Below are 25,216 nucleotides of genomic sequence, written 5' to 3'. Positions count from 1 at the left end.
GATCTGTTTTTTTAGGAACTTAATACGGAAGAATAACCAAGAACACCAAAACCATCAGGCGAAAACTCCTGATCCGTTTTACATTTAAAATCGAACTCATATTCTACCGGCAATAAATACTCCATAATTTCCACTATAAATTTATGAATTGATCCACCTTCCAGATAATCCTTAATTTCTTTTTCCGCAACTCCCTCTATCAAAAATCGAACCATTGGAAGTTCTTCCGTTGTATTTCCCACAATAAAATTTCGACCCAAAATAATTTCATTATCTCTTTTTTTCTCTTGACTTTTTATGCAAATCAAGCTCTTTTCATAGGAGACAGACTTATTTAAAAACAATTGCAACACTTTACAAATCTTGCCCAAATTTCCTTTTAAAGAATATGCCAAAGGAGCAAGCTTAAGTAAAAACTGCTTCTGACACTCTTCAAGCTCACCATGGATATCCCAAAATCTGACTAAAAAACTTTGAAATTGATGATCCTGATTTTTAAGCAAAGAAACTTCTTGTTGTTCAATCTTCACTAACACCCTAAACAATTCATTCTCAAAAGGTTTGAAGAAATTCCTAGCCTCCCGCTCTTCTCTTTTTTGTTTTTGATGAAGCTGAATTAATCGCTGCACACTTTCTCTTCCACTTCCTTCATTCCTTTCATGAATAACTCCTTCGGGCAATAAATCGTAAATTCCATTTCGAGAAAGAAGCAAATTTACCAATCCCTGTTCTTCATTCATTCCCAACCGGGCCTTCTCTACGTCTCTTCTGAATGGCCTATTGAAAGCACTATTCATTTGAATCATCAAGTTCTCGGGCAACAGACCACGATCGAACAAAAGATTGGTAACTATTTCAGCTTTCAGATTAAATGGCAAACCATTAATATCCTGCATACACCCACTCAAGGTATTTTCATTCAACATCTTTTAAAATCTTAGCATTTGAAATTACATGAAACCTATTAATTGAATCCCGTAAATGATGAAAACGAAGATCGCCTCCTGCATCGGCCGCAACAAAAACATCATTATCTAAATAAAACCCGACTTCCTTTACAGCACGGTAATTCTCTTTAAAAAAGACTAAATCTCCCTCCTCTAAAAAATGACAATCTTTAAACAAATAAGTTTTTCGTGCCTCATAAAGCTCTTTAAAATCTGCAGGTAACTTAGTTCTAAGATTTAAATAATATAAGTATTGAATAAAACTTACATTTAAAGATCCCAATTTCGCCATATTTGAATCCCTAACTATAGTCCACTTATCAATACTTTGATATAAGGCAATATTCTTTATTTGATTCTTCTCTACATGAAGAATCGATGCATACTTTTGTTTTAAAGCCACAATTGCAGGTTCATCATGATAAATTGTATTGTGAATAATTTTTTTAGACCCACAAGAAAACAAACCGCACAAACAAACCAACAGACCAATTGCCGGGATTAATCTCCCAAATTCATTCTTCCCAATAAATGATGAATTATTTCGCAGCATTAATTAAAAATAAAGGTTTAAGCAGATTTTGCAGTTAATACAAAATCAGCTAACAAAATTATGAAAGATTCTAGCTAAGAAAAAATATTAAACCGTAATTCTTTATTAAAATAAAGAAAAAGGCCCGAAACATTAGCAAATAAAGTATTCTTATGTGTCATATAAATTAATTGAAAAATAGCGTTAATAATAAATAGCAATAATCCAAACGAATCTGTAATTATTTTTTCAAGAAAATAACACTTAGCAGAATAAAAACACCAAAACAAATAAAAACCCTCTTAATACTTTAAAAACAAATAATAATTATTTTAAAAATATTTACATATAAAATTAATATTTTCGAAAACCCACAAAGCCTCATTACAAAAGGGAAACAGAGTATTTTTAATATGTTTACCTATTGGCAACGAAAGAAAGATATCAACTTTTACAATGCTGCATAATTGGATTTTTAAAATACTATTCATAATTTCACCATCGTATTATTATTATTATTAACATTTAAATTAAGTTTTATGTCATTTAAAGCAAAATTAAACGTAGGTGGAAAGACCATGAATGTTCTTTCCTGCAATTACGATTTAACTCAAGAAGTTGATGCCACAGGTCGTCCATCATCTGTTACCCGTGGTGGTCGTATCATGTTAACAGTGGAAAGTACTGGAGATACTGATATGTTCGAATGGATGTGTAATAACTTTGAGAGAAAAGATGGCACAGTAACTTTCTTAAAGCGCGATACAGACGCTAAACAGAAAGAATTGTCATTTACTGAAGGATACCTTGTGAAATATGAGGAAAAATTTAATGCCTTTGATAATATGGCTATGGCTGAATCGTTTACCATCTCTGCCCGTGAAATTAAAATGGGTAATGGTGAGCACATTAATGAGTGGGTATAATCTTACCTAGGAAAGGGGGACGACATATTTATGTCGTCCTTCCCAACTAAAATCAGGATACCTTCACGTATTCCTAAAAGAGGGACGACATAAATATGTCGTCCTTCCTCACTAAAATAAGAATACCATCACGTATTCTTATATAGGGTAAAAATATAAAATTACCTGAAAAAAGAATAAAAAAATCCTGATAAAGAAGAGGGTGTCTAAAAAGTTACGTTCTATTGTCATTCTGAGCTTGTCGAAGAATCTTTCACTTTGAAAAACAGAGGTTTCGTCCCGATAGCCATCGGGATCGCTTAACATGACAATCCGGTACAAAATATTCCTTTTTGGACACCTTCTTCATTTTTAAATTTACCGACTCCGTTTTCTTGTTTTAGCAAACATCTAAACCATAATTAAACGGACAAACCTGTTTTTAACCCAATGTAAAACGCAATCAATATGTCATTTCTGGCTGAATTTATTATAGACAACTCTGTTGCAAAAGTAATTAATTGTCATTTTGGGATGGATCAAGCCATCACTGTTAACGGACGTGCTTCACAAAAACCTGTTGGTGGAGGAATTATTGAACTGGAACTGGAATCGACCTCCAGTACCGAATTTTTCGATTGGATGGCGTCTCCTGATAAACGCAAGAGTGGAAGTGTAACTTTTTATCGCAGAGATGCAATGTCTCGGTTAAAAAGACTTGATTTCACAGATGCCTTATGCGTTTCCTACCACGAGTATTTTCATTCTGAGGGTTCACACCCCATGGTAACTAAAATGAAATTATCGGCTCGGGAAATTAATCTTGAAAATGTTACAGTTATTAATGACTGGAATGCAGAAGCTTAATCAGATAGAAAACATTCGATAGTAATTAAAACAATTTGAAAGCATTTCACGATGGAAAAAGTAAATCCATACATAAAAATATACTAGTTAAAAACTACCAGCATGGCACTGCAAACAAATACAATCATAAAAATAGATGGAGTACAATACCCTAATTTTCTTGATTTACAGATTATTCAAGGAATAAATACCCATCACTATTTTGATATCACCATATTGTGGGAGCAATTTACCGGGGAAGGAAATGCAATCATCGATAAAACCCAATCATTAATTGGACAACAGATAGAAATTTTAATTTCAGACAATGTTGGCGATTCACCCCTTCCGGATGGTACTTTTATAGGAATTATTACAGAAGCCGAATCCATAAAATCGGAATTCTCATCGATTGGAGATCACATTCGAATTAAAGGATACAGTCCAACCATTTTATTGGAAGATGGACCAAACTGTATTGGATATGAAGAAAAAGACTTATCGGAAATAGTTCGTTTAGTTACTGCCTCTTATCAAAGTGGTACGGAAACCACTATCAATCCAATTACCCGAGATGTTTTTCCATACATAGTGCAATACAATCAAAGTGCTTTTGGCTTTTTAAGTCAGTTGGCTTCGCGTTTTGGTGAATGGTTTTATTACGATGGACAAAAAATAATTTTCGGATCGGAAACATCGGAACCATTACAATTAAAATATGGTATTGATTTGATGGATTTTAACCTGAAAATGCAAACTCACCCAAAAACATTTAACTACGTAACAAGAGATTACTATTCCAATGAAAAACTAGAAAGCTCGATCGCTGCCGGAACTGAATTACCAGGATACCACGCACAAATGGCCGAAAAATCGGAAGCCATGTTTGGACAGGAAACCATAGTAGATTTCCACCGACACACCGCCGACGGAGATTTAAACCAAGCATTAGAAAATGCTGTGGTAAAACAAGGAGAAGCCAACGTTGCCCGAATGGTAATTCTAACTGGAAGCACAATGAATCCTGGTCTTAAAGTGGGAGCTTTAATTTCTATCGCTCAAAAAACGGCTAATGGAGAAACTACTTATGGTAGGTTTATAGTTACTAAATTGATGCACACCTGCCAAATGTCGGGTGATTATAAAAATAATTTTGAGGCAATACCCGAAAATGTGGTGTATCCTCCTTATACCAATGTTGCTCTCTTTCCCCAATGCCAAACTCAAACTGCATTTGTGGTAGATAATGCCGATCCTCAGGGAATAGGACGAATACGTGTACAGTTTAGCTGGCAGTTAACTGCTCCATCGCCATGGATTAGAATGACACAACCACATGGTGGTGTGGATAAAGGATTCCATTTTATTCCAGAAATTGGTGAAGAAGTAATGGTTGGTTTTGAAGCCGGAAATGCCGAAAAACCTTTTGTAATTGGAACATTATATCATGGCGCAGCCAAACCAAAAAGTTTTACAACCGACACCAACGATATAAAAGCCATTCGAACCCGAAGTGGACACACTATAGAACTGAATGATACCGACGGCGAAGAAAAAATAAACATATACGACAACGAAGGCAGTATTATTACTTTCGATACACAGGCAAAATCGCTAACCATTAGCTCTGTTGAAACGATTGATATCTCAGCGAAAAACATCAACATTTCAGCCGAAGAAAACATACAAATAGCCGCTCAACAAAATATCGGTATTGCCGCTCAAGCAGATACCAACATACAAGCGGAAGGTAATTTAGCATTACAATCTACTGGTGACACTACCGTAAATAGTAGTGCTGCATTAACTCTTGCTGCTACTAGCGATGCGGCTTTAAGTGGTCAAAATGCAAGTGTTTCGGGACAAGCAGAAGCAGGATTATCTGGCATGCAAGTGAAAGTGGAAGGACAAATAACCGCCGTACAAGGAGCTAGTGGAAAAATTGAGATTATGTAGAACCAATCAGATTTTAGCAAAATGATAAAACCTCAAATGATTGTGGCTGTAATTATACACTCACTAATAGCCCTTAGTTTTTTAGGCGATCCCCATTATTCGTTTCTGTCTTATTTTGTTGGTGCAATTGTACTCTGTAATATAATTGGCATCATGCTGATTTCTACCAATAAAAAGATCTTGGGAGCTAAAATATTTATGATTTCATCAGCTATACTGGTTCCAGTTGGACTCATTGGTGCCATTGGAGCCAGAAAAATTATTGACGAAGAAAAAAAGAAAAATTTTTATAACGATTAATCAAGTATCATGGAAGCAATAAAAGTTATTAAACCAAGTAAGAAATTTGTGAATCAGCAATTTCTTATTGGTGGAATTATGATGATTGGTGGAATCTTAGCTATTGCAAATGGAATACCTTACTTATTAGGAATGAGCATTTTGGTTTTAGTAACGGCATTTTCGCATCAAAACCGAAAAATGATACAATTGTTTGAACAAAACATGGAAATTAAATTTGCGCCATTGGCTTCGGCAAAATTCATTAAGTATGACGATATTATCAAAACAGAAAAAGTAAGCGACAAAAAAATATTTGTTCATTACAAAGATGGATCTAAAACTACAAAACTAAGAATTCCGGTACATATGATGGAACAAGATGATTTAAGCAAATTCTTAGAAGTGGTAAATAACAAAAAAGCAGCTTAAACTTTCGCTTAAATCATATACAGCCATGGCAGGAAAACCAATTGCAACAATAGGAAGTATGCACGTGTGCCCAATGTGCAGTGGATTAGTACCACATATTGGAGGTCCTATATCCGGACCAGGAGCACCCAATGTTTTAATTAACGGAAAACCAGCCGCTCTTATGGGCGATATGTGTATTTGTGTTGGACCGCCCGATGTGGTAGCCCAAGGAAATCCAGCCATTTTAATCAATGGAGTTCCTGTAGTTTGCCAGGGCGATTTAACTGCTCACGGAGGAGTTGTAATGTCGGGCGAAGCCAATATTCTAATTAGCACCGCTACTCCAAGCCCTCAAGCAACACTGTCAATTTCCAAAATTCCCTTTCCCGAAATTAGATTGTTCGAACGCATTGGTGCTGCTCTCCACAGCGATACCGTTGACCTTAAAGAAGCTAAAGGAAATATTGAGGCGATAAAGAGAGGGGATGCTGAGGTGGAGCCTAAGATATTTAATTTGCAGTGGGTAAAAGAAGATAAAATTGTTCGCGATTCAAAGGTGATTAAGGAAGTTACTTTAAGAGCTAGTGTCTTAAATATCCCTGATGGTGAGAGTATTACTTTTAAAGTGAAAAAACCCGTCACGAACTCACAGGGTAACGAAGAACAGGAAGAGCAAGTTACCGAATTAACGGGAACTGTAAGTAATAATCAAGTGGAAGTTGTTTGGGAAATAGAAGATCCTGAAGAACAGGGAAATAGCGGAAAAACTCAAAATTCCTAAGTTATGGCAAATGAAAATTTAGAGTTGGAAGAGAAACAGGTGAAAGAATATGATGACAAATTGTTAGATTATCTATTCACCTGTGAAGGAGCTGGAGCCTTAGAAGCTAAAAGTTCAAAATTGGCAACCAAAAAACCTGGTATTCGTCTACATTTTTTAAGATTTGCTCTTTTCCCTAATAGTTCCAAAGATCAATCGTCAAATAGTAAGGCTATTAGTAGCCATCAAGGTCAGAAATCAGAAACTATTGAAGAAGTTTCTCCTGAAGGAGCTCCACCGGTAGAAGATTTTTTTTACGCAAAAACTCACTTAAATGGTGGTTATGTGTACATTATAGATGAAGAAAACCCGAATCTTTGGTACGAATACGAGATAGATGATTTAGGAAATTTTTACCCTGTTTATTGGGCAAATAATAAAGATTTCAACGGTAACTATCTGGATATTAGAAAGTCATCAGGCAAAGTGACTTCAAATAAAACTTTTAAGCAAGGCACTGTATTACGGATTGCTTTTTCACCTGTCCAGTGGTCCATCGACTACCACACGGTAATGCGAACCAATACTCAGCGACGCAAAGAACGGATGCAAAAAGTAGTATGTACAGGTTTTGAAAGAGGAGCTGAGAGTACATCTAATTTTTTGACTCCATTCGATACAACATTTGGTATGTTCCCTCCTGAACAAAAGCACCAGGCATTTTGGTTGAATAATACCATGAAAGAAATTATTGCCGATGATAATGTTGCTGTAGCAAAAGATCCTCAATCTTTAAAAGAGGATATGTTTGTTACTTTGCATTCTCCCTTAGCATGCGTTCTTGATATAAATTACCAACTGGGTATTAAAAATATTGAATTTAGATCACTTGTTGAAAACATCCAAACTGGACAAACTATTAAAGTCATCAAGGATATATTAATGGCTGGAGATATCGATATTCCTCCTATTAGTGCTGAGCATCAATCATTATTTTCTCTTGCTCTAGCTTGTTATCAAATAGTTTACTCAGATAGAGAAACTACAGAAAAATATGACGGAGGAAAGCCTGAGGGCAATTGGAACGATACACATTTCCCAAGAGAACTTGCGAAGCAAAATAAAGCAGATCAATTAGTCAGTGAACGAAAAAGACAGAATCAAAGTTATAGTGGAGGATCTGAGAATGGATATGCTCAACTTGGAAGAGCAATGCAAACAGGAAGCCAAATGGATCCGAATAGATATCACAAAGAACTATATATCGGTAATGGATTGGATAGACAAAAAATCGAAGGTATTCTTGGAGTATTAGATAGACATGAGTTGAGAGGAGAGATTTTAGAATTAAGAAAAAAATTAGCAAAATTTCTTAACTCCACTTATTGTAAAGAAAAATTAGATGACTACTTACACAACATAGAAGGTTACAAATTAGAAGGAATGGCAGGTATTGCCGTTATTTTTGAAAACTTGTTTGTTAGTCCATACGATATAGATAACCATCTTTTACTTAAAAAAGACAGGAGAAAAGATGACACAATAAAAAAATGGATTTATGAATTAATTGATGAAAAATCAGTTGAACCCACTGTTACCCAAACTGGTATTAAAAGCCAAACTCCAGGCTACCAAGATTTGGATCCATTACATGCCTTAATGTCTTCCAATTTAAATTTGGAACATACTTGGGAAGATCGTTTAGGCACAGAAGTTAAAATGGCTAGTTTTGGAAGTGCAATTTTAGGATTTATGACCAAAAAAGCCTTTGATCTTAAAGTAATAGATGGCAAAAAGCTACGAAGCTTAAAGGAAGTAACAGAGTTTGTTGTTAAAAAGCTGCAAGCCAAATATAAATACAAAGGGAACCCCATATATTTACTACGTAAAAGTGAAATGTATATGCAACTGGATGCTTTCGGTGTGACGGGAGAAACACTTAAAACATATGTACGAGTAGCTCCTTATGCCGGACGAAAAGATTGGTTAAGGATATATAAAGACTCTCCAGAAGTGCATGTAGAAATTGATGGCCCCAACAAACTGATTTCCATGCCTATTGAATACGATGTAGAACTATCGCAACGAGATGTACAACTCAATAAAATTAACCAAAAAGCGGCTAAAATTTTAAACAGCAAAACTTTTACTATTGGTATTGCTGGTTTGCAGATGTTAAACATGTATAATGCAGTAACCGAGTTTGGAAAGGCACATAACAATATTGAAAAGTTAAAAACAGGAGCAAATACAATTGGTGTAGCTGCTGATTTAACAGAAGCCATATTAAATGTACAAAAGGCAAGCTTGACAGCTAGAGGAGTTCAGGTGACTGGAATGAAAGATTTATTTAGAGCAAGTAAAGTATTTGGAGCCATAGGAGGCTTTGCTACTTCAGCCATGTGTGTTTGGGATTCGGTAGATGCCTTTAGTGATTTGGATGTTGATGCTGGTTTGGCTTGGGCAGGAGCTGGTGTGGCATATGGTGTATCCACAGTTATGGTAACATTTTGCAGTGGTATGGCCTTTGCTGGACCTATTGGTTTAATTGCAGCAGGAGTAGGCTTAGGGTTAGTTGTACTTGCCAATGTATTAACCGATACCGATTTGGAATATTACTTTAAACACTTTTTGTTGTGCGATCAAGTGGCTTTAGAAAAAAAAGAAGGTCAATTACCAGGTACTTATGCAACATATATATTGGAAAACAAAAAAAAGTTAATGGGCGAAGCTCCTGAACAAAAAGATATAAATACAATAATGAATCCAGACGATGCTCAAGTGCGCTTATGGGATTTATTAGTTTGTACACAGATGCTATTTGTTCCCACAGATTCAAAAATGACATCTTATACATCGTACTCAAGCATTGGAGCCTCTACAAGTAGTACAATAAAATATTATAGTTTTGATGTTACGATGCAGTTTATGCAATTTTTAGAGCTAGAGAGTGAGGTGGAAACCAAGGCATTTTTATATCCTAAAGGATTCAAAAGGGATCAACCAATGGAAATTTTATCAAAGAAAATTTCCGCAAAAAAAATGTTTGAAATTAACATAGACCAAAAGTATACCAATAGTTTGAAAATAAAATTAAACATACCTTATGCCTATAAAGATCAGGTGACCGAATTCAGCGATATATTATTTGCAGTCCGCATTAACAATAAAAATACATCTTTCCCATTTTTGAAAAATGAGAATCAAAAAAGGTATCTCGGAACAATAGCTGACTTAGGAACATTAACTCCTATTTTAGGAACAAAACAGACCGAAGAAATAAGAATTGGAACAATAAATGAGTTAAAAGGGAAAGATATATGGCAGTAAAAAATAATTCTAAAGACAATAAAGATCCATTATATCGCAAAGTAACCCACACCCAATATACCGGCATAAAAAAGATAGGAGATAAAGGGCCACAAAGTTGGTTACAAAAAGTGATTGTTCCTTTGGATAAGTATTTTTATAAGGGTAATATGGGCGGTCAAACAGTAACAGATGAATTTGTTGAATCTCCCGCACAAGCCAATATAGCTCCATTAATTTTTGGAGGAGTAGCTTTATTATTTGTTTTATTATCATTATACATTCTTTTTACTAATGATGAAATTGATGGATCTGGTAATGAATTTATTTATTACACATTATCAATAAGCATATTAATATTATTATTTATTATTTATTATTATTTCACAATGCCAAAAAAAGAAATAATACTAAACAGAATGGATAGTACCATAACTTTTCCAGGTTTTATGTGGAAAAAGAACATTACTATGCCTTTCGATAAAATTAAGTTCTCGTACACATCAGGAGGTCCGAATTTTATAGGAGCTTACATGCTGGTAATTGTTAGGCCAGATAAGGCGGGTTCAACTCTAGGATTTCCATTTCCTGGAATAGATTGTTATCAAGATTTAGCCTATTTAACTTGGTATATGGATAAAAACCGGCCATTGCCTCCAGCTGAAGATTTAGATGCTTACCGCGAAAAAGATTTCGAGCGTCGCAAAAAGGAAAAGTTTAAAAAACCATTGTACCGCAGTCAAATACCAACCCCCGAAGCTACTCCAGAACAGCAGGCAGAAAGAGAAAGAATTGGAAAGTGGTAATCTAATGCAAATAGGAATATGGCTAAAAAAAAAAACGTCCCTTATGTCGGAAAATTAGAGTTTTTTGAAGGTGTTCATGGCCACAAACATAATGGTGAAATGGCAGCTGCTTATGAGAAACGCTTACGAAGTGGTAAATCTGGACTAACAAAAGATGATAGTTACGCCAATGATTATAGTAATGTAGCGCGTTTGTTTAAAAATTATGATGACGACCCCGCAAATATAGACATACGAACAGCTTGCGTATATATCGAAGGAATAGGTACAACATCTGATGGAGAAGATATTCTGGATGAGGATGGTCAAAAAGTTGGCGTTAATTTTGGGGGAGATGACAATAAATATGGAGGTGGTTTTGGAGATGGAGCAACTGGTATTGTTAAAAAAGTAGAGCGAGGATGCAAAAAATTGGCAGAGGCGTATGAAACAATCGCTAAAGATGATTTAATTGCTTCCTTAACTATTGATGTATTTGGTTTTAGCAGAGGGGCTGCGGCAGCACGCCATTTTATTTACGAAATAAGCAAGGGTAAAGTTGAAGCTACAACTCAATCATATGGAACAAGCTCTGGTTATGTACAAACAATAAGCATCCCCGAGCAACCACCTTTTGGTGCATTTGGTGGAGCTTTACAAAAGGAAGGACTTAAATACGAAGGTGATATTACAGTTGAATTTGCAGGTATATTCGATACAGTACCTGCCTATAAGGCTAAATTAGATGGAGGAACCAAGGCTTTACATTTAGATGCAGTAAGCAAAGCTAAAAATATATTACACCTTACAGCTATGGACGAAAGGCGTAAAAATTTTGCATTAACTACAATAAAACAAAAAGGTAGCTCGGCCATTGAAAAAGAGTTGCCAGGAGTGCATTGCGATATTGGTGGATCGTATACACCCATTGCAAAAAAAAAAGATAAAATAGTATTTGCAGGTAGTTATTACGATATGAAAGATGAAGTTCAATATCTGTTGGAAGAAGGATGGTATTGGAGCAAAAAACAATTGGAGTGTAAATTTGGCTACTTAGGCACTTTAACTAGGGGGCTAATTAATGCACAAGGTTACATTAAAACAGTAGGTACTAAAAAAGTTAAAAATGAATATAGCTTTATCCCTCTTCATATTATGAGAGATAAGGCTCAACTCAATACCCAAGGGGTTAAGTTTAAAGACTCAATATATGATGAATATGAAATTCCGAAAAAACTAAGTTATACCAATGAACGCTTACGTAATTACGTTTTTAGAAAAGGAAAACCAATGAAGTTTTATACCCGAAAGGAAATAGACAGAGAAATTGAGTTTGTAAAAATAAAGGAGAATCCAAAAGCATTATTGAACGAGCCGCTTGCAACTAAAGTGGATGTGCTAAGTATAGTTAATCCTCATAGAGTTGAGCATATAGAAACAAATAATGATGCAGCTATAACTACTGGACAAAGTAAGCCGCTAAATGCCAATGATTATCCCGGACATCCAGCGTTACAACAAAAAATTAGAGACCATGTAACGCTTATGGGCTTAAGAGCCCGGTATTTTCACACCTCGCACGATTGTAGTAATTTAAAAGCTGCTACTGGAATACCCTATTTCGACCCTTATGCTGCCAGTATACGTACAAAACCATCACGAGGAATAAATCAAGGTTAAACTCATACATATGAAACAATTAATATAATTTACTTATTTATGGCACTCAATCTATTTGCATGCAAGCCTGCGAAAAAAGGAGAACAACTTAAACTAGATTGGCAACCAGGTATTAATGCTCCAAACCACTACCCTATTCGAAGCATTTTTGGTTCGTTTTCAAACGGCGAACAGAGTTGTGGTATAACTACAGGCATTTGTCAATATGGTGGTTGGGGCTTGGGGGCATAGAGATGTCGTCAGGGCATTTTGTACCCAATAAATTAACCCTTGGCTGGTTTTCGCATGCCGAAGATAAATTTTACAAAGGCGAATTCGATCTCCCTGCTGATACCATGGAAGTTTTATTTAAGCAAGGTTTTACTAGTCAAAAGGGAATACATTCTCGGTATAACTACCTCATTGTTAATGTCTATCCCAAGGGGGGGTGGGGTGGCCTTATGGATGCAGGTAGGAGGAAGCAGAATCGTTGAAATTGCCCATTTTCAAGGCGAAGAAATGGAGTACAACTGGAAATCGATGTATCCCAATATGACAAAATATTCAAGGGTGGAATACAATCAGGTTATTATGGAAAGAGTAAAAGGCTCCCTCGAATACATAGCTCAGCACGGCATAACGCAAGAACCATTTAAAACCAATTTTAGGCAGCGCTACTCTTATACCATTGCACTAGATAGCCTACCACATAATAAAACAATATTTATTTCGCCCAGATTTTACAATGGCGAAATGGATACGATGCATGGTGAAGAATTAGAGCATAACTTTTTTAAAACAAAAGCAGTACCCAATGAGATCTATTTTACATGGGTAAAAGATGGAGTTGTATATTACGGCGACGTATATTTTGATGCCAAAGAGATGTTTGATTTATTTGCAAAAATGAGTACAGAATGCCCTGATGAACCCTATGTAATGCACTTAAAACCTAATTACGATACCCGTAAGTTAACAGTTACTTTATGTAGCAGTACACACGAAATAGAGATACAACAAACAGGTAAAATCGGTAAGTCGATAAATCAGGATGATGCCAATATGTAGCAGTATCCCATAAAGTGTGTAAGTAAAGTTATTCTGGTTTTTTCGGAGCCTTTTTCTAGCTCAAGAAAAAAATTGGAAATAACTTTAGGTTAGTCTCATATTAAAAGCACACTTACTATGGAACCAAAAGATTTATTGACCGATGAAATTTTAAAGCAATTCAAAACAGGAAAACAGTTAAATGACTTTCTGATGCAAGTTCAAAAGCGAGGCATTGAGAAAATGCTCGAAGGGGAACTTGATGATCATTTAGGTTATGAGAAGCACGAAAAGGCAATAGCCCATAATTCCAGAAATGGCTACGGTACAAAGAAAGTGCGAACAAGTTTGGGAAAGTCTGAGTACCATCGGCGCTGACAGGCTTAACTTTACTGTTCGGAATGGAAAGAGGTGGAACCCTGCTGCTATAAACACCTTAATTCTTTTGATCCTTTTGGAGGATCTACTCCTTAATCGTACCAAATCCATCCGGCACAAAAATATTTTATAACAAAAAAGAGTCTCATTCCTCATTGGAACAAGACTCTTTAAAAGTTGGCGTCGACCTACTCTCCCACCAAAAAGGCAGTACCATCGGCGCTATCGGGCTTAACTTCTCTGTTCGGAATGGGAAGAGGTGGAACCCCGATGCAATAGACACCTAAAATCATTCATCTAATATTGGGCTTACACCCTCAAGATAATATCATAGACATATCAAAAAAATCAAAGTAAAAATAACTTCCGAAAAAATTCAGAAATGAACACCCCACTCAGAAGTTTTAGGGTAATTAGTATTGCTCGGCTTTGACGTCACCGCCTTTACACCTGCAACCTATCAACGTCGTAGTCTCCAACGACCCTTAAAGGAAATCTCATCTTGAGGTAGGCTTCGTGCTTAGATGCTTTCAGCACTTATCCCTTCCGAACGTAGCTACTCTGCAATGCAGCTGGCGCCACAACAGATGCACCAGAGGTTCGTCCAACCCGGTCCTCTCGTACTAGAGTCAGATCCTCTCAAATTTCCAACGCCCACAACAGATAGGGACCGAACTGTCTCACGACGTTCTGAACCCAGCTCGCGTGCCACTTTAATGGGCGAACAGCCCAACCCTTGGGACCTTCTCCAGCCCCAGGATGTGACGAGCCGACATCGAGGTGCCAAACCGCTCCGTCGATATGAGCTCTTGGGAGCGATCAGCCTGTTATCCCCGGCGTACCTTTTATCCTTTGAGCGATGGCCCTTCCATGCGGAACCACCGGATCACTATGCTCTACTTTCGTACCTGATCGACCTGTATGTCTCACAGTCAAGCACCCTTGTGCCATTGCACTCTTCACACGATTACCAAACGTGTTGAGGGTACCTTTAGAAGCCTCCGTTACTCTTTTGGAGGCGACCACCCCAGTCAAACTACCCACCACACACTGTCCGTCGTCAGACGTTAGACTCCAGATAAGCAAAGGGACGTATTTCAAGGTTGACTCCACTAGTCCTGGCGAACCCGCTTCGTAGTCTCCGTCCTATCCTACACATTACTTACCCAAAATCAATGTGAAGCTGCAGTAAAGGTGCACGGGGTCTTTCCGTCCCGTTGCGGGTAATCGGCATCTTCACCGATACTACAATTTCACCGAGCTCATGGCTGAGACAGTGCCCAGATCGTTACACCATTCGTGCAGGTCGGAACTTACCCGACAAGGAATTTCGCTACCTTAGGACCGTTATAGTTACGGCCGCCGTTTACTGGGGCTTCATTTCAATGCTTCTCCGAAAATAACATCTCCACTTAACCTTCCAGCACCGGGCAGGTGTCAGGCCTTATACTTCAACTTTCGTTTTTGCAAAGCCATGTGTTTTTGATAAACAGTCGCCTGGGCCATTTCACTGCGGCTCTCATCGCTGAGAGCGTCCTTTCTCCCGAAGTTACAGGACTATTTTGCCGAGTTCCTTAGCCATGAATCACTCGAGCGCCTTAGTATACTCTACTTGACTACCTGTGTCGGTTTGTGGTACGGGCAGCTTTAACCTGATGCTTAGAGGTTTTTCTTGGAAGTAAAATTAGGCACACTATCTGCGCTGCCGTAGCATTGCAGTACTATCGACTTTCAGCTCAAGATGCGGATTTGCCTGCATCTATCATCACGTACGGTCTTCAACGAACTATTCCGTCAGTTCGCGGTGCTTTCATCTCTTCGTCACCCCATCGCAGTTAATGCCGGTACGGGAATATTAACCCGTTGTCCATCGAGTTCGCCTTTCGGCTGCCCCTTAGGTCCCGACTAACCCTGATCCGATTAGCGTTGATCAGGAAACCTTAGTCTATTGGCGTGCGGGTTTCTCACCCGCATTATCGTTACTTATGCCTACATTTGCTTTTCCAGAAGCTCCACAATGCATTACCACACTGCTTCTGCGCCGCTGGAATGCTCCCCTACCAGTTAGAATAAATTCTAAATCCATAGCTTCGGTAGTATGTTTTATGCCCGATTATCATCCATGCAGGATCGCTCGACTAGTGAGCTGTTACGCACTCTTTAAATGAATGGCTGCTTCCAAGCCAACATCCTAGCTGTCAATGCAATCTCACCTCGTTAGTTCAACTTAACATACATTTGGGGACCTTAGCTGATGGTCTGGGTTCTTTCCCTCTCGTCCGTGGACCTTAGCACCCACGGGCTCACTGCCAGATATAAGTTATAGCATTCGGAGTTTGTCTGGATTTGATAGGCGGTGAAGCCCTCGCATCCAATCAGTAGCTCTACCTCTATAACTCTCGACTCTGACGCTGCACCTAAATGCATTTCGGGGAGTACGAGCTATTTCTCAGTTTGATTGGCCTTTCACCCCTACCCACAGTTCATCCCAAGACTTTTCAACGTCAACGGGTTGGGCCCTCCACTCTGGATTAACAGAGCTTCAGCCTGACCATGGGTAGATCACCAAGTTTCGCGTCTACCCCCACTAACTTTACGCCCTATTCAGACTCGCTTTCGCTTCGACTACGGACCTGAAGCCCTTAATCTCGCTAGTGAGGAGTAACTCGTAGGCTCATTATGCAAAAGGCACGCCGTCACACCAAAAGGTGCTCCGACCGCTTGTAAGCGTATGGTTTCAGGTACTTTTTCACTCCTCTGTTCGAGGTGCTTTTCACCTTTCCCTCACGGTACTTGTTCACTATCGGTCTCTCAGGAGTATTTAGCCTTACCGGATGGTCCCGGCAGATTCACACAGAATTTCTCGTGTTCCGCGCTACTCAGGATACTGCTGGATTGGTTTTGCTTACGTGTACGGGACTATCACCCCCTGCGGTGTGTCTTTCCAAACACTTCCACTTCACGCCACTTCTCGTATTGCAGTCCTACAACCCCTACATTGCCGAAACAATACAGGTTTGGGCTGATCCCCGTTCGATCGCCACTACTGGGGGAATCACTTTTGTTTTCTTCTCCTCCGGGTACTTAGATGTTTCAGTTCTCCGGGTTTGCTTCCATTGCTGGATACCTGTTAAAACAGGTGGGTTGCCCCATTCGGAAATTCACGGGTCAAAGGTTATTTGCACCTCTCCATGACTTATCGCAGCTTATCACGTCCTTCATCGCCTCTGAGAGCCAAGGCATCCGCCATACGCTCTTAATTACTTCTTATTGTGTTAACAAAAATAAATCCCGTTACCGGTATTCATCCCTGTTTCTTTACTTTAGTTACTTCTACTTTAATTTTGTTTCAATATGTCAAAGAACTTTAAATACACCATCGTATTTGTGTGGAGAATATCGGAGTCGAACCGATGACCTCCTGCGTGCAAGGCAGGCGCTCTAGCCAACTGAGCTAATCCCCCATAGTATCGTTTCACTCTATTACTAATTAAAAATCTTTAATTCCAAATTACGTCCTCTTTCAATTTCGTAATTCATAATTCCTAATTCTTAATTCATAACTTAATAGTAGTCCTGCGCAGATTTGAACTGCGGACCCCTACATTATCAGTGTAGTGCTCTAACCAACTGAGCTACAGGACTATTACTACCTACCTGCTTAGCGGTGAAAACACCCTAACGCTATGGGTTATGGTATAAATAAATTTATGAAAACAATCAGTCAGGAAATACAGACTATAACTCTTATCGAATCAAAATTCCTATAGTACAATACTTCCAAGCTCCAGAAAGGAGGTGTTCCAGCCACACCTTCCGGTACGGCTACCTTGTTACGACTTAGCCCCAGTTACCAATTTTACCCTAGGACGCTCCTTGCGGTTACGTACTTCAGGTCCCCTCGGCTTCCATGGCTTGACGGGCGGTGTGTACAAGGCCCGGGAACGTATTCACCGTAGCGTTGCTGATCTACGATTACTAGCGAATCCAACTTCACGGAGTCGAGTTGCAGACTCCGATCCGAACTGAGACCAGCTTTTGAGATTAGCATCCAGTCACCTGGTAGCTGCCCTTTGTACTGGCCATTGTAACACGTGTGTAGCCCTGGACGTAAGGGCCGTGCTGATTTGACGTCATCCCCACCTTCCTCTCACCTTACGGTGGCAGTCTCGCTAGAGTCCTCAGCTTAACCTGTTAGCAACTAACGATAGGGGTTGCGCTCGTTATGGGACTTAACCCGACACCTCACGGCACGAGCTGACGACAACCATGCAGCACCTTGTAAATTGCTCCGAAGAGAAAGCCTGTTTCCAAGCCGGTCAATCTACATTTAAGTCCAGGTAAGGTTCCTCGCGTATCATCGAATTAAACCACATGTTCCTCCGCTTGTGCGGGCCCCCGTCAATTCCTTTGAGTTTCATTCTTGCGAACGTACTCCCCAGGTGGATTACTTAATGCTTTCGCTCAGTCACGCACGGTGTATTGTGCACAACGAGTAATCATCGTTTACGGCGTGGACTACCAGGGTATCTAATCCTGTTCGCTCCCCACGCTTTCGTCCATCAGCGTCAATGTTAGCTTAGTGAGCTGCCTTCGCAATCGGTGTTCTACGTTATATCTATGCATTTCACCGCTACATAACGTATTCCGCCCACCTCAACTAAATTCAAGGCCTTCAGTATCAATGGCAGTTCCGGAGTTGAGCTCCGGGATTTCACCACTGACTTAAAAGCCCGCCTACGGACCCTTTAAACCCAATAAATCCGGATAACGCTTGGATCCTCCGTATTACCGCGGCTGCTGGCACGGAGTTAGCCGATCCTTATTCTTACAGTACCTTCAGTTCACTACACGTAGCAAAGTTTATTCCTGTAAAAAAGCAGTTTACAACCCATAGGGCCGTCATCCTGCACGCGACATGGCTGGTTCAGGCTTGCGCCCATTGACCAATATTCCTCACTGCTGCCTCCCGTAGGAGTCTGGTCCGTGTCTCAGTACCAGTGTGGGGGACTATCCTCTCAGACCCCCTAAGCATCATCGTCTTGGTGAGCCGTTACCTCACCAACTAACTAATGCTACGCATGCCCATCTTTTACCTCCGTAGATTTAATATTCAAACCATGCGATCTAAATATATTATGCGGTATTAATCCAAATTTCTTTGGGCTATCCCCCGGTAAAAGGCAGGTTGCATACGCGTTACTCACCCGTGCGCCGGTCTCTAGACAGCAAGCTGCCTATACCCCTCGACTTGCATGTGTTAGGCCTGTCGCTAGCGTTCATCCTGAGCCAGGATCAAACTCTTCGTTGTATAAAAACTTTTGTTGTAATTCTGCTCCCGGATGTATTTATAGTTATCGTAATTCTTTATTGACAAGGTTATTATTCCCTGTATTTACCTAACTTCTTGTTTCCAATATTTTCAAAGAACTTCTGCCGGCCGTTTTCCCCTTCCTTAAAAAGGCAGCCTGTTCTAAAATTTCATTCTCTAATTAAGACAGTCGTTTCTGTCTCTGAAAGCGAGTGCAAAGATAAAGAATTTAATTCCTAATCTGCAAATCTTTTTTCAACTTTTTTTTCAGGGTAATTTCGCTGTAATCCCCAAGTTTCCTGGTGACCCACAAGCTCGTTAGCTCCGAAAGCGGGTGCAAAGATAAATCTTTTATTTTAATAAATCCTAATCCCTAAGTGAAAAAATTTCAAAAAAAATAAAGCCCGTTCCTGTGATAAAAAAATTACTCCCCAAATCACTCTAAACACTGGACACTTTCCTTTGAAAGCGGTGCAAAGATAAATGATTATTTTTCCCAATTCCTAATGCATTTGGAAAGTATTTCTAAACATTATCTTAACTCATTGATAACCTGATTGAATAATTTTTGATGAAAAGTAAATGAGTGAATGATTCCTGATGGTGCTGAGTAAAACATGATTCGCTGATGATCGGGAGAATCCCCCATTAGGGATAGAAGCGATATCCTTTTAGTGAGGAACGAGGTAAAAGATTTAGCGGATAGCCCGACCAATTTTACTATTCTTTTTATAGAAAATTGGGAATGGTCGGATTAAATCAATCATCATCTTTATTAAAAAACATCAATTAGAAATTATCTGTCCTTAATTAATCTATCTCGCGGAATAGTAAAACAAGAAAATGAAAGCTTGTATCTATACATCTTTAAATCTTATCCTGCTATTGAACAAACTATTTTTGATTGAAACTCTGATATACTTTTCAATTGAAATAAACACTCGTATTGTTGATTTTAGTTAATACCCGCTGAAGATGGGCTATCGCTAAATCCATATCAGCAAAATCTGACGTATAAGCAAATGCTTTACGCCACACATGGTCAACACTGCGCTCTACGTGTCCTTTTTCGTTACCTCGGTAAGCATTACAAAACCGATGATTAAATTGGTAATGACCACGCATAGCAAGCAAAGCCTGAGTGGGTTCTTTTTCGTACTTACCCACAAAACGGGCTACAGCAACTCTCATATTATCGTACACCATATTGTGATATACACCCTCGATGTGTGAAAAGAATGACATATGTGATTCCATGAACGATAAACTATCCTGATGATGATAAAGCATGGCATAGCGGTAATTGCTGTAAGCCGAAGTAAAAACAGCAAGATTAAATCGAATGAGTACACCATCTATCCTTAGTTTCACTTCTCCCCAATCAAATTCGCAAACACTGCCTGGAGCATAACTCTGTCGGATAAAAGCCTCTTTTCGGATACTCGTTTTGATTTGGAACTGATGTAATTACATACCGTAGTATAACCAATATCATAGCCTTTAGAGTGAAGGACTTCAAGGATATCTATCTTCTTCAGCAACTGCTTACGCTGTCCTAACGATAACTTCTCCTGATTCTTTAAAAGCAGTTGGTCAATCTCATCGGTAATTTCTTGTGTAAGTCGCAACTTACCCCTTTTAGAAACTCGATAAGATGGAGCTGTTGAGAGATATGCTGAATGAGCTTCGCTCGTATCAGCGCTTCGCAATATATTGCATCTCGTACCCTTCAATATACTTTTTTACCGTTCGCCGACTGATCGATAGTTCTTTTGAAATCTGTCGCTGACTTTGGGCACTACGATAACTGCGGATGATAATCTCCTGTTTTGTATACATACTTATCATTTTGCAATGAACAAATTTTGTTCATCTTGTGAATAAATAGTGGTATACTTTTCGATTGAAGAGTGGACTACTTCCTAATTAATATAAACATCCAGGTATTAGTATCACCACCAACAAACTTATCGTTTATGTCTTAAAGAATAATTGAGAACAAATGTATACGCTCTTTTCTAATACAATTTCCAATACTTTGATACTCTACTTTCTAATGTCAATAAATATTATCCATTTTACACACCTATAGACAACCCACTTTTATAAGAAACAACATAAAAAGAGTCACATCAGATAGTTGAAATAAGATTCTTTTTAAATTGTTGCCGGTTTATTATCCAGGACTGCAATTTGACAACTAAGTATCAAGGCCAATAATCTTAACTTTTCTGCTCAAAAAATAAAATAGACAAGAGTAAATCCTGGAATCTATAAATACACTCCTACTGTTTAAGTTTATATCAATATGGCAAACAAATTTCTTTGATTTTAGCACATAAAAAAAGAGTCTTGTTCCAAATGGAGCAAGACTCTTTTAAAAGTTGGCGCTGACCTACTCTCCCACCAAAAAGGCAGTACCATCGGCGCTGACAGGCTTAACTTTACTGTTCGGAATGGAAAGAGGTGGAACCCTGCTGCTATAAACACCTTAATTCTTTTGATCCTTTTGGAGGATCTACTCCTTAATCGTACCAAATCCATCCGGCACAAAAATATTTTATAACAAAAAAGAGTCTCATTCCTCATTGGAACAAGACTCTTTAAAAGTTGGCGTCGACCTACTCTCCCACCAAAAAGGCAGTACCATCGGCGCTATCGGGCTTAACTTCTCTGTTCGGAATGGGAAGAGGTGGAACCCCGATGCAATAGACACCTAAAATCATTCATCTAATATTGGGCTTACACCCTCAAGATAATATCATAGACATATCAAAAAAATCAAAGTAAAAATAACTTCCGAAAAAATTCAGAAATGAACACCCCACTCAGAAGTTTTAGGGTAATTAGTATTGCTCGGCTTTGACGTCACCGCCTTTACACCTGCAACCTATCAACGTCGTAGTCTCCAACGACCCTTAAAGGAAATCTCATCTTGAGGTAGGCTTCGTGCTTAGATGCTTTCAGCACTTATCCCTTCCGAACGTAGCTACTCTGCAATGCAGCTGGCGCCACAACAGATGCACCAGAGGTTCGTCCAACCCGGTCCTCTCGTACTAGAGTCAGATCCTCTCAAATTTCCAACGCCCACAACAGATAGGGACCGAACTGTCTCACGACGTTCTGAACCCAGCTCGCGTGCCACTTTAATGGGCGAACAGCCCAACCCTTGGGACCTTCTCCAGCCCCAGGATGTGACGAGCCGACATCGAGGTGCCAAACCGCTCCGTCGATATGAGCTCTTGGGAGCGATCAGCCTGTTATCCCCGGCGTACCTTTTATCCTTTGAGCGATGGCCCTTCCATGCGGAACCACCGGATCACTATGCTCTACTTTCGTACCTGATCGACCTGTATGTCTCACAGTCAAGCACCCTTGTGCCATTGCACTCTTCACACGATTACCAAACGTGTTGAGGGTACCTTTAGAAGCCTCCGTTACTCTTTTGGAGGCGACCACCCCAGTCAAACTACCCACCACACACTGTCCGTCGTCAGACGTTAGACTCCAGATAAGCAAAGGGACGTATTTCAAGGTTGACTCCACTAGTCCTGGCGAACCCGCTTCGTAGTCTCCGTCCTATCCTACACATTACTTACCCAAAATCAATGTGAAGCTGCAGTAAAGGTGCACGGGGTCTTTCCGTCCCGTTGCGGGTAATCGGCATCTTCACCGATACTACAATTTCACCGAGCTCATGGCTGAGACAGTGCCCAGATCGTTACACCATTCGTGCAGGTCGGAACTTACCCGACAAGGAATTTCGCTACCTTAGGACCGTTATAGTTACGGCCGCCGTTTACTGGGGCTTCATTTCAATGCTTCTCCGAAAATAACATCTCCACTTAACCTTCCAGCACCGGGCAGGTGTCAGGCCTTATACTTCAACTTTCGTTTTTGCAAAGCCATGTGTTTTTGATAAACAGTCGCCTGGGCCATTTCACTGCGGCTCTCATCGCTGAGAGCGTCCTTTCTCCCGAAGTTACAGGACTATTTTGCCGAGTTCCTTAGCCATGAATCACTCGAGCGCCTTAGTATACTCTACTTGACTACCTGTGTCGGTTTGTGGTACGGGCAGCTTTAACCTGATGCTTAGAGGTTTTTCTTGGAAGTAAAATTAGGCACACTATCTGCGCTGCCGTAGCATTGCAGTACTATCGACTTTCAGCTCAAGATGCGGATTTGCCTGCATCTATCATCACGTACGGTCTTCAACGAACTATTCCGTCAGTTCGCGGTGCTTTCATCTCTTCGTCACCCCATCGCAGTTAATGCCGGTACGGGAATATTAACCCGTTGTCCATCGAGTTCGCCTTTCGGCTGCCCCTTAGGTCCCGACTAACCCTGATCCGATTAGCGTTGATCAGGAAACCTTAGTCTATTGGCGTGCGGGTTTCTCACCCGCATTATCGTTACTTATGCCTACATTTGCTTTTCCAGAAGCTCCACAATGCATTACCACACTGCTTCTGCGCCGCTGGAATGCTCCCCTACCAGTTAGAATAAATTCTAAATCCATAGCTTCGGTAGTATGTTTTATGCCCGATTATCATCCATGCAGGATCGCTCGACTAGTGAGCTGTTACGCACTCTTTAAATGAATGGCTGCTTCCAAGCCAACATCCTAGCTGTCAATGCAATCTCACCTCGTTAGTTCAACTTAACATACATTTGGGGACCTTAGCTGATGGTCTGGGTTCTTTCCCTCTCGTCCGTGGACCTTAGCACCCACGGGCTCACTGCCAGATATAAGTTATAGCATTCGGAGTTTGTCTGGATTTGATAGGCGGTGAAGCCCTCGCATCCAATCAGTAGCTCTACCTCTATAACTCTCGACTCTGACGCTGCACCTAAATGCATTTCGGGGAGTACGAGCTATTTCTCAGTTTGATTGGCCTTTCACCCCTACCCACAGTTCATCCCAAGACTTTTCAACGTCAACGGGTTGGGCCCTCCACTCTGGATTAACAGAGCTTCAGCCTGACCATGGGTAGATCACCAAGTTTCGCGTCTACCCCCACTAACTTTACGCCCTATTCAGACTCGCTTTCGCTTCGACTACGGACCTGAAGCCCTTAATCTCGCTAGTGAGGAGTAACTCGTAGGCTCATTATGCAAAAGGCACGCCGTCACACCAAAAGGTGCTCCGACCGCTTGTAAGCGTATGGTTTCAGGTACTTTTTCACTCCTCTGTTCGAGGTGCTTTTCACCTTTCCCTCACGGTACTTGTTCACTATCGGTCTCTCAGGAGTATTTAGCCTTACCGGATGGTCCCGGCAGATTCACACAGAATTTCTCGTGTTCCGCGCTACTCAGGATACTGCTGGATTGGTTTTGCTTACGTGTACGGGACTATCACCCCCTGCGGTGTGTCTTTCCAAACACTTCCACTTCACGCCACTTCTCGTATTGCAGTCCTACAACCCCTACATTGCCGAAACAATACAGGTTTGGGCTGATCCCCGTTCGATCGCCACTACTGGGGGAATCACTTTTGTTTTCTTCTCCTCCGGGTACTTAGATGTTTCAGTTCTCCGGGTTTGCTTCCATTGCTGGATACCTGTTAAAACAGGTGGGTTGCCCCATTCGGAAATTCACGGGTCAAAGGTTATTTGCACCTCTCCATGACTTATCGCAGCTTATCACGTCCTTCATCGCCTCTGAGAGCCAAGGCATCCGCCATACGCTCTTAATTACTTCTTATTGTGTTAACAAAAATAAATCCCGTTACCGGTATTCATCCCTGTTTCTTTACTTTAGTTACTTCTACTTTAATTTTGTTTCAATATGTCAAAGAACTTTAAATACACCATCGTATTTGTGTGGAGAATATCGGAGTCGAACCGATGACCTCCTGCGTGCAAGGCAGGCGCTCTAGCCAACTGAGCTAATCCCCCATAGTATCGTTTCACTCTATTACTAATTAAAAATCTTTAATTCCAAATTACGTCCTCTTTCAATTTCGTAATTCATAATTCCTAATTCTTAATTCATAACTTAATAGTAGTCCTGCGCAGATTTGAACTGCGGACCCCTACATTATCAGTGTAGTGCTCTAACCAACTGAGCTACAGGACTATTACTACCT

The 25,216-nt window shown here is 39.8% G+C and carries 17 protein-coding genes, 4 tRNA genes, 7 rRNA genes and 1 pseudogene; 13 read left to right on the top strand and 16 right to left on the bottom strand.

All coding sequences use genetic code 11. The annotated features are described in order from the left end of the window. Positions 1-11 precede the first annotated feature (11 nt). Both ACHZAX_RS20110 and ACHZAX_RS20105 read right to left on the bottom strand, forming a co-directional pair. Positions 12-926: a hypothetical protein gene (locus tag ACHZAX_RS20110; protein WP_320020315.1), complete on the bottom strand. Its 915-nt coding sequence runs from the start codon at positions 924-926 to the stop codon at positions 12-14. Beyond that, positions 916-1,500, bottom strand: coding sequence for an NlpC/P60 family protein (locus ACHZAX_RS20105; protein WP_320020314.1), 585 nt, complete (start codon positions 1,498-1,500; stop codon positions 916-918). The genes ACHZAX_RS20110 and ACHZAX_RS20105 overlap by 11 nt, the downstream gene beginning before the upstream one ends. Before the next feature lie 518 nt (positions 1,501-2,018). On the opposite strand from ACHZAX_RS20105, the gene tssD (ACHZAX_RS20100) reads away from it, so the two are divergent. The 13 genes and pseudogenes from tssD (ACHZAX_RS20100) to ACHZAX_RS20040 all read left to right on the top strand — a co-directional run. Further along, positions 2,019-2,405 (top strand): type VI secretion system tube protein TssD, encoded by a 387-nt coding sequence (gene tssD / locus ACHZAX_RS20100; protein ID WP_101261654.1) that lies wholly within the window; start codon positions 2,019-2,021, stop codon positions 2,403-2,405. A gap of 447 nt (positions 2,406-2,852) precedes the next feature. Then, positions 2,853-3,251 (top strand): type VI secretion system tube protein TssD, encoded by a 399-nt coding sequence (tssD, locus tag ACHZAX_RS20095; protein WP_320020313.1) that lies wholly within the window; start codon positions 2,853-2,855, stop codon positions 3,249-3,251. Positions 3,252-3,353: 102 nt separating this feature from the next. Then, complete coding sequence (locus tag ACHZAX_RS20090; RefSeq protein WP_320020312.1) at positions 3,354-5,186, top strand: type VI secretion system Vgr family protein; 1,833 nt, start codon at positions 3,354-3,356, stop codon at positions 5,184-5,186. A gap of 21 nt (positions 5,187-5,207) precedes the next feature. Beyond that, on the top strand, positions 5,208-5,486 hold the full coding sequence (locus tag ACHZAX_RS20085; protein ID WP_320020311.1) for a hypothetical protein: 279 nt from the start codon (positions 5,208-5,210) through the stop codon (positions 5,484-5,486). A 9-nt stretch (positions 5,487-5,495) separates the two neighbouring features. Further along, positions 5,496-5,897, top strand: coding sequence for a hypothetical protein (locus ACHZAX_RS20080; protein WP_320020310.1), 402 nt, complete (start codon positions 5,496-5,498; stop codon positions 5,895-5,897). Positions 5,898-5,922: 25 nt separating this feature from the next. Continuing rightward, positions 5,923-6,660: a PAAR domain-containing protein gene (locus ACHZAX_RS20075; RefSeq protein ID WP_320020309.1), complete on the top strand. Its 738-nt coding sequence runs from the start codon at positions 5,923-5,925 to the stop codon at positions 6,658-6,660. A 3-nt stretch (positions 6,661-6,663) separates the two neighbouring features. Then, on the top strand, positions 6,664-9,969 hold the full coding sequence (locus ACHZAX_RS20070) for a toxin VasX (RefSeq protein WP_320020308.1): 3,306 nt from the start codon (positions 6,664-6,666) through the stop codon (positions 9,967-9,969). Then, positions 9,960-10,754: a hypothetical protein gene (locus ACHZAX_RS20065; protein ID WP_320020307.1), complete on the top strand. Its 795-nt coding sequence runs from the start codon at positions 9,960-9,962 to the stop codon at positions 10,752-10,754. Before ACHZAX_RS20070 ends, ACHZAX_RS20065 begins: the two co-directional genes overlap by 10 nt. A gap of 18 nt (positions 10,755-10,772) precedes the next feature. Beyond that, on the top strand, positions 10,773-12,413 hold the full coding sequence (locus tag ACHZAX_RS20060; RefSeq protein WP_320020306.1) for a T6SS phospholipase effector Tle1-like catalytic domain-containing protein: 1,641 nt from the start codon (positions 10,773-10,775) through the stop codon (positions 12,411-12,413). A gap of 39 nt (positions 12,414-12,452) precedes the next feature. Then, entirely contained in the window at positions 12,453-12,644 is a 192-nt protein-coding gene (locus ACHZAX_RS20055; protein ID WP_320020305.1) for a hypothetical protein, read from the top strand. 2 nt (positions 12,645-12,646) lie between these two features. Beyond that, positions 12,647-12,886, top strand: a complete 240-nt coding sequence (locus tag ACHZAX_RS20050; protein ID WP_394698309.1) for a DUF2931 family protein — start codon at positions 12,647-12,649, stop codon at positions 12,884-12,886. Continuing rightward, positions 12,822-13,460, top strand: coding sequence for a hypothetical protein (locus ACHZAX_RS20045; RefSeq protein WP_320020304.1), 639 nt, complete (start codon positions 12,822-12,824; stop codon positions 13,458-13,460). The genes ACHZAX_RS20050 and ACHZAX_RS20045 overlap by 65 nt, the downstream gene beginning before the upstream one ends. 117 nt (positions 13,461-13,577) lie before the next feature. Then, a pseudogene (locus ACHZAX_RS20040) lies at positions 13,578-13,739 on the top strand (IS256 family transposase); the annotation flags it as partial. Positions 13,740-13,770: 31 nt separating this feature from the next. On the opposite strand, the gene rrf (ACHZAX_RS20035) reads toward ACHZAX_RS20040, so the two are convergent. From rrf (ACHZAX_RS20035) to ACHZAX_RS19970, 14 genes are all read right to left on the bottom strand, one after another. Further along, positions 13,771-13,878 (bottom strand): 5S ribosomal RNA (gene rrf / locus ACHZAX_RS20035). Positions 13,879-13,992: 114 nt separating this feature from the next. Next, a 5S ribosomal RNA gene (gene rrf, locus ACHZAX_RS20030) occupies positions 13,993-14,104 on the bottom strand. A 106-nt stretch (positions 14,105-14,210) separates the two neighbouring features. Next, positions 14,211-17,087 (bottom strand): 23S ribosomal RNA (locus tag ACHZAX_RS20025). A 120-nt stretch (positions 17,088-17,207) separates the two neighbouring features. Then, positions 17,208-17,281: transfer RNA gene (locus ACHZAX_RS20020), tRNA-Ala, on the bottom strand. Between the two features lie 107 nt (positions 17,282-17,388). Next, positions 17,389-17,462 (bottom strand) — tRNA-Ile (locus tag ACHZAX_RS20015). 146 nt (positions 17,463-17,608) lie between these two features. After that, positions 17,609-19,128, bottom strand: a 16S ribosomal RNA gene (locus tag ACHZAX_RS20010). The 16S, 23S and 5S rRNA genes sit together here with 2 tRNA genes alongside, the layout of an rRNA operon. A 924-nt stretch (positions 19,129-20,052) precedes the next feature. Continuing rightward, positions 20,053-20,499: a hypothetical protein gene (locus tag ACHZAX_RS20005; RefSeq protein WP_320020303.1), complete on the bottom strand. Its 447-nt coding sequence runs from the start codon at positions 20,497-20,499 to the stop codon at positions 20,053-20,055. Next, entirely contained in the window at positions 20,496-20,756 is a 261-nt protein-coding gene (locus ACHZAX_RS20000; protein ID WP_320020302.1) for a hypothetical protein, read from the bottom strand. The genes ACHZAX_RS20005 and ACHZAX_RS20000 overlap by 4 nt, the downstream gene beginning before the upstream one ends. A 67-nt stretch (positions 20,757-20,823) precedes the next feature. Next, the gene (locus tag ACHZAX_RS19995) at positions 20,824-20,967 is read right to left on the bottom strand and encodes a helix-turn-helix domain-containing protein (RefSeq protein ID WP_394698297.1); all 144 of its coding nucleotides are present in this window, start codon (positions 20,965-20,967) and stop codon (positions 20,824-20,826) included. Between the two features lie 543 nt (positions 20,968-21,510). Beyond that, positions 21,511-21,622 (bottom strand): 5S ribosomal RNA (gene rrf / locus ACHZAX_RS19990). A gap of 114 nt (positions 21,623-21,736) precedes the next feature. Then, a 5S ribosomal RNA gene (rrf, locus tag ACHZAX_RS19985) occupies positions 21,737-21,848 on the bottom strand. Between the two features lie 106 nt (positions 21,849-21,954). Next, a 23S ribosomal RNA gene (locus ACHZAX_RS19980) occupies positions 21,955-24,831 on the bottom strand. A 120-nt stretch (positions 24,832-24,951) separates the two neighbouring features. Beyond that, positions 24,952-25,025, bottom strand: a tRNA-Ala gene (locus ACHZAX_RS19975). A 107-nt stretch (positions 25,026-25,132) separates the two neighbouring features. Beyond that, positions 25,133-25,206 (bottom strand) — tRNA-Ile (locus ACHZAX_RS19970). Positions 25,207-25,216: the final 10 nt, after the last annotated feature.

The organism is Labilibaculum manganireducens (assembly GCF_963665805.2).
Lineage (GTDB): Bacteria > Bacteroidota > Bacteroidia > Bacteroidales > Marinifilaceae > Labilibaculum > Labilibaculum manganireducens.
This window is presented reverse-complemented; position numbering and strand designations above follow the sequence as displayed.

What these genes read in the sequence shown, in the direction of transcription:
- ACHZAX_RS20050 (WP_394698309.1), top strand. Translation starts at nt 12,647, where the DNA reads ATGTCGTCAGGGCATTTTGTACCCAATAAATTAACCCTTGGCTGGTTT.
- ACHZAX_RS20060 (WP_320020306.1), top strand. Translation starts at nt 10,773, where the DNA reads ATGGCTAAAAAAAAAAACGTCCCTTATGTCGGAAAATTAGAGTTTTTT.
- ACHZAX_RS20045 (WP_320020304.1), top strand. Translation starts at nt 12,822, where the DNA reads ATGTCTATCCCAAGGGGGGGTGGGGTGGCCTTATGGATGCAGGTAGGA.
- ACHZAX_RS20065 (WP_320020307.1), top strand. Translation starts at nt 9,960, where the DNA reads ATGGCAGTAAAAAATAATTCTAAAGACAATAAAGATCCATTATATCGC.
- ACHZAX_RS20110 (WP_320020315.1), bottom strand. Translation starts at nt 926, where the DNA reads ATGTTGAATGAAAATACCTTGAGTGGGTGTATGCAGGATATTAATGGT.
- ACHZAX_RS20105 (WP_320020314.1), bottom strand. Translation starts at nt 1,500, where the DNA reads ATGCTGCGAAATAATTCATCATTTATTGGGAAGAATGAATTTGGGAGA.
- ACHZAX_RS20075 (WP_320020309.1), top strand. Translation starts at nt 5,923, where the DNA reads ATGGCAGGAAAACCAATTGCAACAATAGGAAGTATGCACGTGTGCCCA.
- tssD (WP_320020313.1), top strand. Translation starts at nt 2,853, where the DNA reads ATGTCATTTCTGGCTGAATTTATTATAGACAACTCTGTTGCAAAAGTA.
- ACHZAX_RS20090 (WP_320020312.1), top strand. Translation starts at nt 3,354, where the DNA reads ATGGCACTGCAAACAAATACAATCATAAAAATAGATGGAGTACAATAC.
- tssD (WP_101261654.1), top strand. Translation starts at nt 2,019, where the DNA reads ATGTCATTTAAAGCAAAATTAAACGTAGGTGGAAAGACCATGAATGTT.
- ACHZAX_RS20080 (WP_320020310.1), top strand. Translation starts at nt 5,496, where the DNA reads ATGGAAGCAATAAAAGTTATTAAACCAAGTAAGAAATTTGTGAATCAG.
- ACHZAX_RS20085 (WP_320020311.1), top strand. Translation starts at nt 5,208, where the DNA reads ATGATAAAACCTCAAATGATTGTGGCTGTAATTATACACTCACTAATA.
- ACHZAX_RS19995 (WP_394698297.1), bottom strand. Translation starts at nt 20,967, where the DNA reads ATGTATACAAAACAGGAGATTATCATCCGCAGTTATCGTAGTGCCCAA.
- ACHZAX_RS20055 (WP_320020305.1), top strand. Translation starts at nt 12,453, where the DNA reads ATGGCACTCAATCTATTTGCATGCAAGCCTGCGAAAAAAGGAGAACAA.
- ACHZAX_RS20070 (WP_320020308.1), top strand. Translation starts at nt 6,664, where the DNA reads ATGGCAAATGAAAATTTAGAGTTGGAAGAGAAACAGGTGAAAGAATAT.